General features: G+C 68.2%; 10 protein-coding genes and 2 pseudogenes. 8 read left to right on the top strand and 4 right to left on the bottom strand.

What is annotated here, in order from left to right:
* The 4 genes from FH715_RS28675 to FH715_RS27865 all read left to right on the top strand — a co-directional run.
* A partial coding sequence (locus FH715_RS28675) for a hypothetical protein (protein ID WP_211367793.1) occupies positions 1 to 202 on the top strand: 202 nt, incomplete at its 5' end.
* 269 nt (positions 203 to 471) lie between these two features.
* Positions 472 to 3,033: a helicase associated domain-containing protein gene (locus FH715_RS27875; RefSeq protein ID WP_425472782.1), complete on the top strand. Its 2,562-nt coding sequence runs from the start codon at positions 472 to 474 to the stop codon at positions 3,031 to 3,033.
* 474 nt (positions 3,034 to 3,507) lie between these two features.
* The gene (locus FH715_RS27870; RefSeq protein WP_139650274.1) at positions 3,508 to 3,954 is read left to right on the top strand and encodes a hypothetical protein; all 447 of its coding nucleotides are present in this window, start codon (positions 3,508 to 3,510) and stop codon (positions 3,952 to 3,954) included.
* A gap of 233 nt (positions 3,955 to 4,187) precedes the next feature.
* A complete protein-coding gene (locus FH715_RS27865) occupies positions 4,188 to 4,823 on the top strand; it encodes an IS5 family transposase (RefSeq protein ID WP_246109034.1) in 636 nt (211 codons plus the stop codon).
* 43 nt (positions 4,824 to 4,866) lie between these two features.
* Here the strand turns inward: FH715_RS27865 and FH715_RS27860 are convergent, their stop codons facing one another.
* Together FH715_RS27860 and FH715_RS27855 are read right to left on the bottom strand one after the other, a co-directional pair.
* Complete coding sequence (locus FH715_RS27860) at positions 4,867 to 5,385, bottom strand: pyridoxamine 5'-phosphate oxidase family protein (RefSeq protein ID WP_139650272.1); 519 nt, start codon at positions 5,383 to 5,385, stop codon at positions 4,867 to 4,869.
* A 134-nt stretch (positions 5,386 to 5,519) separates the two neighbouring features.
* Positions 5,520 to 5,852, bottom strand: coding sequence for a winged helix-turn-helix transcriptional regulator (locus FH715_RS27855; RefSeq protein WP_246109033.1), 333 nt, complete (start codon positions 5,850 to 5,852; stop codon positions 5,520 to 5,522).
* Between the two features lie 117 nt (positions 5,853 to 5,969).
* Between FH715_RS27855 and FH715_RS27850 the strand changes: the two genes are divergently transcribed.
* From FH715_RS27850 to FH715_RS27840, 3 genes and pseudogenes are all read left to right on the top strand, one after another.
* Complete coding sequence (locus tag FH715_RS27850; protein WP_139650267.1) at positions 5,970 to 6,602, top strand: NAD(P)-dependent oxidoreductase; 633 nt, start codon at positions 5,970 to 5,972, stop codon at positions 6,600 to 6,602.
* Positions 6,599 to 6,826, top strand: a pseudogene (locus FH715_RS27845) (leucine zipper domain-containing protein); the annotation flags it as partial. The gene FH715_RS27850 and the pseudogene FH715_RS27845, both read left to right, overlap by 4 nt.
* An 11-nt stretch (positions 6,827 to 6,837) precedes the next feature.
* Positions 6,838 to 7,191, top strand: a complete 354-nt coding sequence (locus FH715_RS27840) for a VOC family protein (RefSeq protein WP_211367792.1) — start codon at positions 6,838 to 6,840, stop codon at positions 7,189 to 7,191.
* 26 nt (positions 7,192 to 7,217) lie between these two features.
* Here the strand turns inward: FH715_RS27840 and FH715_RS27835 are convergent, their stop codons facing one another.
* Together FH715_RS27835 and FH715_RS27830 are read right to left on the bottom strand one after the other, a co-directional pair.
* Entirely contained in the window at positions 7,218 to 8,231 is a 1,014-nt protein-coding gene (locus tag FH715_RS27835; RefSeq protein ID WP_139650263.1) for a ribosomal protein L7/L12, read from the bottom strand.
* Positions 8,232 to 8,345: 114 nt separating this feature from the next.
* Complete coding sequence (locus FH715_RS27830) at positions 8,346 to 9,065, bottom strand: LysR substrate-binding domain-containing protein (RefSeq protein ID WP_211367791.1); 720 nt, start codon at positions 9,063 to 9,065, stop codon at positions 8,346 to 8,348.
* Positions 9,066 to 9,168: 103 nt separating this feature from the next.
* Between FH715_RS27830 and FH715_RS29635 the strand changes: the two are divergent.
* Positions 9,169 to 9,291, top strand: a pseudogene (locus tag FH715_RS29635) (IS701 family transposase); the annotation flags it as partial.

Genomic DNA, 9,291 nt, shown 5'->3' with positions numbered 1-9,291 from the left:
GCGGGATATTGCGCGGCAAGCCGCGCAATACGGATGCGTCGCCGCAAGCGGCGACGCGTTTTCCCGCGCAAGCGCGGGAAAAGCATTCCGCAAGCGGAATGCAAACCGCAGTGAAGCCTTTTCGCGCAAGCGCGAAAAGGCGGAGTCCCGCAAGCGGGACTCTAAAAGAAGCTGGCTACGGGATGGGGGCGCGGGGTGGTGATGCACTGTGTAGGGATTGGGGGTTCGGGTCACTACTCCGCGTTGGGTGACGCTGGGTGGTGGGGGCGTTGATCGGGTTTGATCTCGCACTGGAGGAGAGACCTGAGGGGCCGTGCGAAGGAGTAGACCCGGCCCATGCTATCACGCGATGGATGCGCATGAGGGTTGACCTGATGGTTTGTCATGCCTGGTACGAACCCCCATTTCCAGGATGATGCATCGCAGTGATGCACTGTGTATGCTCTGGTTTCAGAGGCTTACCACTCTTACATGCATTCGATCCCTGCTCCCTCGGGAGGAGTCTGTCCCGTGGCTATGTCGAGACATGATCTACGCAATCATCAGATCGAGGCTGTCGACGCCGTTGTGAGCGGCTTCGACATGCCTCCGAGCGGAATCCCTGCGAATGGCCTTCGAGGGCAGCTCATTTCCGCTTGTGGCACGGGGAAAACTATCATGGCGGCGTTCGCCGCGCGGGAGATGCTGCCGCGTGGGCGCATTCTGGTGGTGGTGCCGACGTTGGATCTGCTGTCCCAGACGGTGCGGGAGTGGCGGCGGGTCGGGCATACCGGGCCGGCGGTGGCTGTCTGCTCTCTCCAAGAGGGCCCGCGGCTGTGGAACTTGGGGGCGCGGGCGACGACGAACCCGGTGCGCTTGTCGTTGTGGCACGGCACGGGCCAGGTGGTCGTCTTCGCGACCTACGCCTCACTTCCCGTGTTGGAGGAAGCGTTCACCGGCGTCTACGGGCAGCAGCTGGCGCCGATGGACCTGGTGGTCGTGGATGAGGCGCACCGCACCGCCGGCTCCCTGGGGAAGCAGTGGGCGCGGGTGCACGATCAGAGGGCGATTCCGGCGGCGCGGCGGTTGTATCTGACGGCGACGCCGCGGATCTGGCAGGAGCGGGCCCCGCATTGGGAAGTTGCGGAGGGGGTGCGTGACCGGCTGCCGAGGGAGTTGGCCGCGGGTATGGACGACGAGGCTGTGTTCGGTCCGGTCTTCTACAAGCTGTCGTTGGCGTCGGCGGTTACCCGGGGTCTGCTGGCGCGGTACCAGATCATCGTGTTGGAGCTGAAGGATCCGGTTGTCACGCCCGCGCGGTTGATGAGTGAGGAACGGCGCGGCGAGGAGGTGCGTGGGCAGCGTCTGGCGGCGTTGCAGGCCGGTCTGCTGCGGGCCATGGCTGAACACGGCCTCAATACGTGCATCACCTTCCACCACCGGACTATAGAGGCCCAGGCCTTCGCCGAGGGCCTGGCAGCGGTCGCGGGCAGGCTCTATGCCGACCAGCCGCAGACCTATCCGAAGAGGGTCTGGGGGGACTGGCTGTGTGGCGAGCACGAGCAGGAGCACCGGCAGTTGGTGTTGGCCGAGTTCGGGTCCACCGTGCGGCGCGCGGTGCTGTCCAACTGCCGTGTCCTTGGGGAGGGCGTCGACATCCGGGCGGTCGACAGCGTCGCTCTGATCGATCCGAAGGGCGCGCCGCACGACATCGTTCAGGCCGTCGGCCGTGCTCTGCGGCAAAAGCCGGGTGAGGGGAAGGTGGCGTCGCTGATTGTGCCGGTCTTTCTGCGTGCGGATGAGGTGCCGGAGGACATGTTCACCTCCAGCTCATACCGTCCTTTGGTCAAGGTATTGGAAGGGCTTCGGGCGCATGATGAGGAAGCTGTGGAATTGCTTGCCATTCCACAGGAGCCGCAGAAGGGCATAGTTGAGCCGTCGATCTTCATCGGTCCGAAGCCGGAGGAAGGCGAGGAGGAATCTCGTGTGTTGTTGCGTTTCGCGGCGCGGCGTGACCCGGCGATGGTCGCGCGGTGGGTGTCGTTCAACGTGATCGACACCGAGCGGCAGGACTGGGCCCGCGGCTGGGAAGCCCTCCGCCGGTACGTCGAACGCGAGCAGCACGCCCGCGTCCCCTACGGCCACCGTGAAGGCGCCTTCCCCCTGGGGCAGTGGGTCGCGGAACAGCGGCGCGCCTACCGGGCCGGAGAGATGAGCGGGCAGCGGGCCCGCCGGCTGGAACAGCTCGGGATGGTGTGGTCCGAGGTCGACGAGCGGTTCCAGGAGAACCTGGAAGCCGCGAAGGCGTACTACGAGGAGCGCTGGAGTCTCTGCGCTCCGAGGACCGCCACAGCTCTCGACAGGCCGTTGGGGCAGTGGTTGGCCAACCTACGCCGACCCGGCGCGTTGGACGGGCGCCCCGAGTGGGAGACGGCACTTCGCGCGATCGACCCTCACTGGAACCCGGCCTGGCCAGCGAGCTGGCAACGCCACTACGCCGCCCTGCACAGCCTCGCCACCGAAGAGACCGGCTCGATACACATCAACCCCGGGGTCACGGTCCATGGGATGGACATCGGGCGCTGGTTGACCAAGCAGACCCAGCCCACGGTGTGGGCCAAACTCCTCCCCGGGCAGCGGGAGCTCTTGGAACAACTCGGGGTCACCCCGCTCAAGACGGCACCCGCAGTGGCGCCAGGGAAGACCGTAGCGGTCCCCGGGGCGGCCGGCGAGGAAGACGCGGGAAACGTGGAAGGCGAAGAAGGCGCGAGGCCTGCGGCATTCGGCGTCCTCCCGGCAGCCACGAAGCCCACCGCAGGGCGCGGCAGCGCCTCCTTCCAGCGGGGGGTCGCCGCCGCCCGCCAATACCTCGCCCGCGAAGGCCACCTCACCGTGTCCCGAGGACACATCGAACACCTGACCCTCAACGCCGACAACGACCAGGAGCAGCAGACCGTCGCCGTGAAACTCGGGGTATGGCGCTCCAACATGCGCAGCAGGCGCCACACCCTGCCACCCGAACAACAAGCCGTGCTGGAGGAGTTGGGGCTGTAGCCCGGCCCGGCCACCAGCGCCCCGACACCCCCATCGTCGTAGAGGGCGATCATGGCGGGGACGAGGTCGGGCCGTGCGGGTTCCGACGCGAAACCGGTGGGAGACCTGGGCTCGGTGCATCAGTGCGCTGTGGGCGTCATCGGTGGCGGTGAACAGTTGTCCGGGGTCTTCGCCTTCGGCAGCCAGTTCGTAGGCGATGCCGGCCACACGCAACAGCTCGTTGACCAGGGCCTGCCAGCCCCTCCGAGTCGACGAGTGCAACCTCGATAACCAGCGAAGCATTTGAGGGTCTCGTCCGGAGTTCACACGTTCAGGTAGTCCTGCGGTCCAGGGCTCACTGTCGGTGGATGGCTCCACGACAATCGGTGTTGGCCCACGGAGGCCGCCGCTGATCCGATGGAGGTCATGATGTCCGCTCAGTCACCCCGTCAGCTTCCCGCTCAGGATAGCGAGGAGTACGGCGAGAAGATGATCGTGAGCGCTCACACCGGCGGGGTACTCGTCCCGGACCTACTTGTCGCCAAGCGCCAACATCTCAAGGCCCTGCGGGAGGATCACGAGCGGCTCCAGGACCGCCACCGGTTCCTGCTCGCCCCGGCAGGAGAGGGAACCGTCACCATCCGGCACGTGCGTTTCGGGCGCTTCGTGGAGCCGCTGCGCAAGGCCGAGGGCAGTGCCGTGTACGACAACATTCGTTTCCAGGGCCCGGTGCTGTTGGAAGACGAGCAGTTGCGGGAGTCCCGCAACAGATGGGAGATTCGGCGCCGGGGTGACTTCTGCCAGATCGGGCTGGCCGGCACCGCCTACGTGCTGGGTCTCACGCACCCGGACCACACGGACAGTTGGGTGACGCTGCTCGATCCGTGGTGGAGCATGGACCGGCTGTGGCTTGTCCACGATCTGCCGGACGTCCAGGCATAGTGGGAAGGGCATGATGGGGAAGACGGTCTTCCCGTCTCCTCCTCCCCCACTGGCGACCAGCCCGTTCCGTTGCCCCCTCCAACCCGGGCCCCCCACCCCGACACCCACGCCACCTACCGAACCGCCGGATCTGGGGCCCTGGTGTCAGCACCTAGCGCGTGTCTCAGAAGTGGATCAAGGGCGTGCCATGATCACTTCTCGTGGCTCGAAAGGATCTGACAGACGCTCAGTGGGTGGTGCTGGAACCGTTGCTGCCGAAGGGCATCAAACCTGGTCCACATCTCGGTGGGCTCGACGATCGCCCGCGCGCACCAGCACGCAGCGGGAGCCCGAAAAAGGGGAATCTGCACGTCGAGCCGCCCGGCGGCGTCTTCGTCGGGCCTGACGACCACGGGCTCGGGCGCTCGCGGGGCGGGCTGACCACCAAGCTCCATCTTGCGGTCGAACAGGCCCAGAAGCCGATGTCACTTGTGATCACAGCTGGCCAGCGCGGTGACTCCCCGCAGTTCCAAGTCGTCCTGGGCCATGTCCGGGTGCCCCGTGTGGGACCGGGGCGCCCGCGCACCCGGCCGGACAAGGTCCGTGCGGACAAGGCATATGGCTCCCGTGCGAACCGCGCTTACCTGCGCAAGCGCGGGATCTGCCGCACGATCCCGGAGAAGCGCGATCAGATCGCGAACCGCAAGAAGCGCGGCTCCCGCGGCGGCCGGCCGACGAAGTTCGATACCGAGGACTACCAGGGGCGCCACGCGGTGGAGTGCGGCATCAACCGCCTCAAAAGACACCGAGCGGTGGCAACGCGATACGACAAGCTCGCTGTCCGCTACGAGGCCACCCTTCACATCGCCGCGATCAACGAGTGGCTGTGATCGCTCGTGAGCCAGGCCCACGGCCTGGCTCATGAGCCCGCCGTCACTCGGCGGTGAGCTTCGCGATATCGGGGGCGTAGACGGTCATCCAGTGCGGGCGCAGCCGGTAGAAGACCACGTCGTTGTCCCAGTCGAAGGCGTCGTCGCCGTAGAAGTCCTTGAAGTACGCGAGCAGCTCTGGCCAATCCGCAGCCGGCTCGCCGTCCTCGGGGTTGAGGGTCTCCACCATGCCGTGCGTGAACACGCCCAGGTCCTCGCCGCGCATGTGCGCGACGCTGGCGGCGGGGCGGGCGGTGAGGTGGCGGGCCTTGGCGGCGCTGCGCGCCGTGCCGAAGTACCACTTGCCGTGCAGGAAATGCCCGTCCACGCCGCTGATCCGCGGCTCGCCCTTCGCCGTCACAGTGGAGAGGGCGAGCGTGCACATGCCGGTCAGGATCTCGGTGAGCTGCTCTGCGGCCAGGGTGCGCTCGGTGATGATCGAACGGAGGTGGGCGGTGGAGCGGGACAGGGAGGCTTCGAGCAGGGCTTGGAGCTCGTTGAGTTCTTCGGGGGTTTCACGCATCGGGCCACTGTAGCCAGGGGCGCCCCATCCCGGCGCCGGAGGCAACAGCGCCTCGTGGCCCACTGGTCGCCCCTCAGTTCTCCACCAGCCGCCCAGAGCCGTTTCACGACAATGATCCACTTCTGAAACACGCCCTAGCTGTTGCGGGTCAGAACGTTGTTGACAGGTGAATCGTCCTCTGGATGGTCTGCCCGCTCCCGGGCATCGACGAGTTCGTCCCAGTGCTCGGCGGTCCAGGCGTAGACGTCCAGGAGGACGGCGAGGAGGCTTTGCCCGAGTGGGGTGAGGCTGTAGCCAGGGGAATCTGCGTCGGCGTCGCGGGTGATGAATCCGTCGCGGTCGAGTGACCTCAGTGCTCGGGTGAGCTCTTTCGGGCTGGTCCTCGGCAGTGCCCTGCGCAGCTCGCTGAACGGCTGCGCTCCTTCGCCGAGCAGACGCGTGATCAAGGGTGCCCACTTGTTCTGCATCCGAATGGGCAGCATTGAAGAGGGACATAGTTCGTCGAACGTCTCGGGTGGGAGTCGGCTCATAGTCCAAGGGTAGGTACCCAATCGGTAACCGGGGGCTCGCCTAGCGTCGAGCCCATGGTGACGATCGTGGTCTTCGGGGCAGGCGGAAAGACCGGCAGCAGCGCAGTGGCCGAGGCGGCCTCACGTGGGTACCACGTGACTCCGTTGAGGAGTGCGGACGCGGACATCACGGACCCGCAAGCGGTGGCGCGTGCCGCATCTGGGCACGGCGTCGCGATCGCAGGTGTGGCACCTGCTGGGGCTGACCCGGGAGGCTTCTTCCCAGCCGTGGCCAACGGTCTGGTGACCGGGTTGCGGAAGGCGGGGGTCTCCCGGTTGGTGTGGGTGAGCATCGCCTCGCTGCTGCCCGATGCCTCCGGGGTCGCGCCCGTCGACACCAACAGCTTTCCCGCGGAGTACCGGCCCTTCTCGCTGGCGCACCGCACCGCGCTGGAGACGTTCGAGGCGTCTGGTCTGCGGTGGACAGCGGTGAGCCCTGCGGGAGACTTCGCCCCGGACAGGTCGCCCACCGGCGGATACGCCCTCACCGAGGTCGGCGACCTGACCACTCGAATCACCCATGCTGACCATGCGCGCGCGCTGGTCGACCTGGCTGAGCGGTCTGGCGTGCGCGGAGCGCATCTCGGGGTGGTCCCGCGATCTCCCGGCGCGGCAGGATCCGTTGCGGGCAGGGTGGGCCATCGGTGACTCACCGCAACGCGCCCCTGTCGTGCGAGGGCCGCCGTCGTCTGATGGAACGCTGTGCGAGTCGGCCGATCGCCTACGTGGCAGCCGGGATGGGGATCTCGCGGGGGTGCGCGTTCAAGTGGGTGTATCGCTATCGTCGCCACGGTGAGCTGGGTCTGCTGGAGCGTTCCTCGACAGCCGAGCAACAGCCCACGGCGACGGCCGCCGAGGTCGGTGTCCGCCTATGCTCAGGGTCATGGCATTGGAATGGGAGCAGATCATCGTCGACTCCGCCGACCCCGTCGCTCTCGGGCGCTGGTGGGCCGAGGCTCTCGGGTGGGTGGTGGTCGACGAGTCGGAGGAGATCATCGAGATCCGGTCTGAGCCGGATCGGATGCCGGGTCTGCTCTTCGTGCCTGTCCCGGAGGGCAAGTCGTCGAAGAACCGGCTGCATCCCGACTTCCGCCCCGACGACCAGGAGGCCGAGGTCGCCCGGCTGCTGTCCCTCGGTGCCCGGCGTGCCGACGGCGTGGAGGACGGGCAGCGCTGGGTGACCCTTCTGGACCCGGAGGGCAACGAGTTCTGCGTCCTGGGCAACCGCGGGAGCTGAGCGGGTCCCGTCGCGCGTCGCGAGGGTCAGGGGTGCGCCTCGTCGGGGTCGCCGGACGGTCGGGGCGGCCGGTCCGTGTCCGTGCGTGTGACGGTGACCGTGGCGCCCGCGGCTTCCAGGCGTTCGGTCGCCTTCTCGGCGGTCCCCGCCGTGACGTTCCGGAGTAGGGGTGTCGGTGTCTTCCGCAGCCGGGCCTTGGCCTCCGTGAGGGGGAGGGTGGGGATGAACTCGCGCAGGACCCTGATGACCTGGAGTTGCCTTTCGCCGGGGGCTTCGAGGATGAGGTCGACCTTGTCGGTCGGGGTGATGAGGCCGACGGGGCGCAGGACGAAGGCGGTCGTCTCGTTCTCCGGTGTCGTCACCTCAAGCCCGGTGTCGGCCAGCAGTTCCGCGATGAGGGCCGGGTCGCCCGACCATCGCACGAACAGCTCGTCCACCAGGTCGCCGCGCGCGTCGAAGGCGTCGTGGCTCTGGGTGTCCCAGAAGACGGCCTTGGGGTGCGCGTCGGCGGTCTGTGTGAAGACGATCTCCCAGCAGCCGGAGGGTGTGGGCCACAGGGCGGGGGCGGCGAAGTAGCCGTGTTCGGCGAGGCGGTCGAACGCCCGGGTGATCCGGAGGAGGTCGGAGGGGCTGTCGGTGGCCAGGCAGACGACGGTGCCGTCCTCCGGTGCGAGTGTGCCGTTCTCCGCGGCCAGCAGCCTCTGCCGGGTGGCTTCGTATTTCGCGGCCCACTTCGCGTCGTCCGTGTCCGGCACGTCGTCGTTCTCGTCGGGCCGGCGGGCGGGGACGGAGGCGACGAGCCCTGCGCGGGCGAGGGTCGACTGGAGCATGGGGGTGACGCCTCCCCGGTAGCGGAGGGTGATGTCGGCGCGCTGGGTGCCGTCCGGGCCGAAGTGGGCGGCGAGGTCGCTCGGCGGGTTCAGCAGTCCGCCGGTGCCGATGTCGGAGGCGAAACGTTCGGAGTCGACGATCTGCCAGTAGTCGGCGGCCAGCCGGTCGAGTGCCCGGTCGAAGTCGTCGCGGTGCGGGCGGTGGTACATGGCAACTCCTCGCCTGGTGGTGCGGGGCGGCGCGTCGCCGGCCGTGCCAGCGGGGGCGGGCCGCCGACCGTGTGAACTGAGGTCCTCAACTCCCGGGTGCGTTCCTACCATTGGCTACGGATGCGCCGACGGGAGGTGGGCGGGGCGTGACCGGGTGGAGGGGTGTCTCGGGCGTGGGGGTGTCGGGCGCCGAGGTGGTGGGGGTGCGCGTGTGCAGTGCCTGGAGGAGGCGCAGTAGCGGGGGGTCGGCGGGCCGGGTGGGACCGCGAGGGAGGTGGTCACGGAGGGCGCGGACAACGGCCGCGGTGCGAGGCGTGGCATCCGTGGCAGGGGGCCGACTTCGTAGAAGACGGTCCAGGAGGGTGCGGTGGCGGTCGCGATCGCGGTGAGCGTCGTCTGGAGGTCGGTGAACGGCGGGCCCTGGGGCGGTGCGGCTCCGGCCTGCCGGATGGCTCTTCGGATCAGGTCGTGGAAGGGGGCGTTGTGCTCGCGCGGGCCGAGCCGCAGCGGCAACGCGGACAGCGCGTCGAGGCCGAGCACCGGCCGGTCCGCCAGCGGATGGTCGGCCGGCAGCGCCGCGTACAGCGGATCGCGCCACACCTCCAGCAGTTCAAGTCCTGGAGCGGCGGAGGCGGCGCGTACCAGCGCTGCGTCGAGCTCCCCGGTGCGCACCGCCTCCAACCGTTCGGAGACCGGCAGCCGCCGTAGCCGGACCTGCCACTTCGATGCTCGGGCGGCGAGTTCGCCGACCATCTGGTAGACCCGGTCGCCGGGTCCTTGCACGGTGCCCAGCCGGAGGACCCCGTCGTGGCCGCTGGTGATGTCGGCCGCCACCTGCCGGGCGCGGTCCGCGGCGGCGAGTATCGCCTAGTACTGCAACCGCATCTGGGGTGACGATCAGCGTCGGTCGTCGTTGGTGTCACTGTGTGCTGTTGAGGTGACGGTCGAGCAGGTTGAGTCTTGGTCCGAGGGGATAGCCGGGCTGCATGCCCGGTTCGCCCACCGTTTCGGCAGGTCCGAGCCGCGTGAACGGGCACTGGACTACCTGGAGGGGCTGGTC

This window comes from Streptomyces sedi (genome assembly GCF_006335015.1).
Classification (GTDB): Bacteria; Actinomycetota; Actinomycetes; order Streptomycetales; family Streptomycetaceae; genus Streptomyces; species Streptomyces sedi.
The sequence above is the reverse complement of the archived record's forward strand: the minus strand, read 5'-3'. Positions and strand labels throughout refer to the sequence as shown.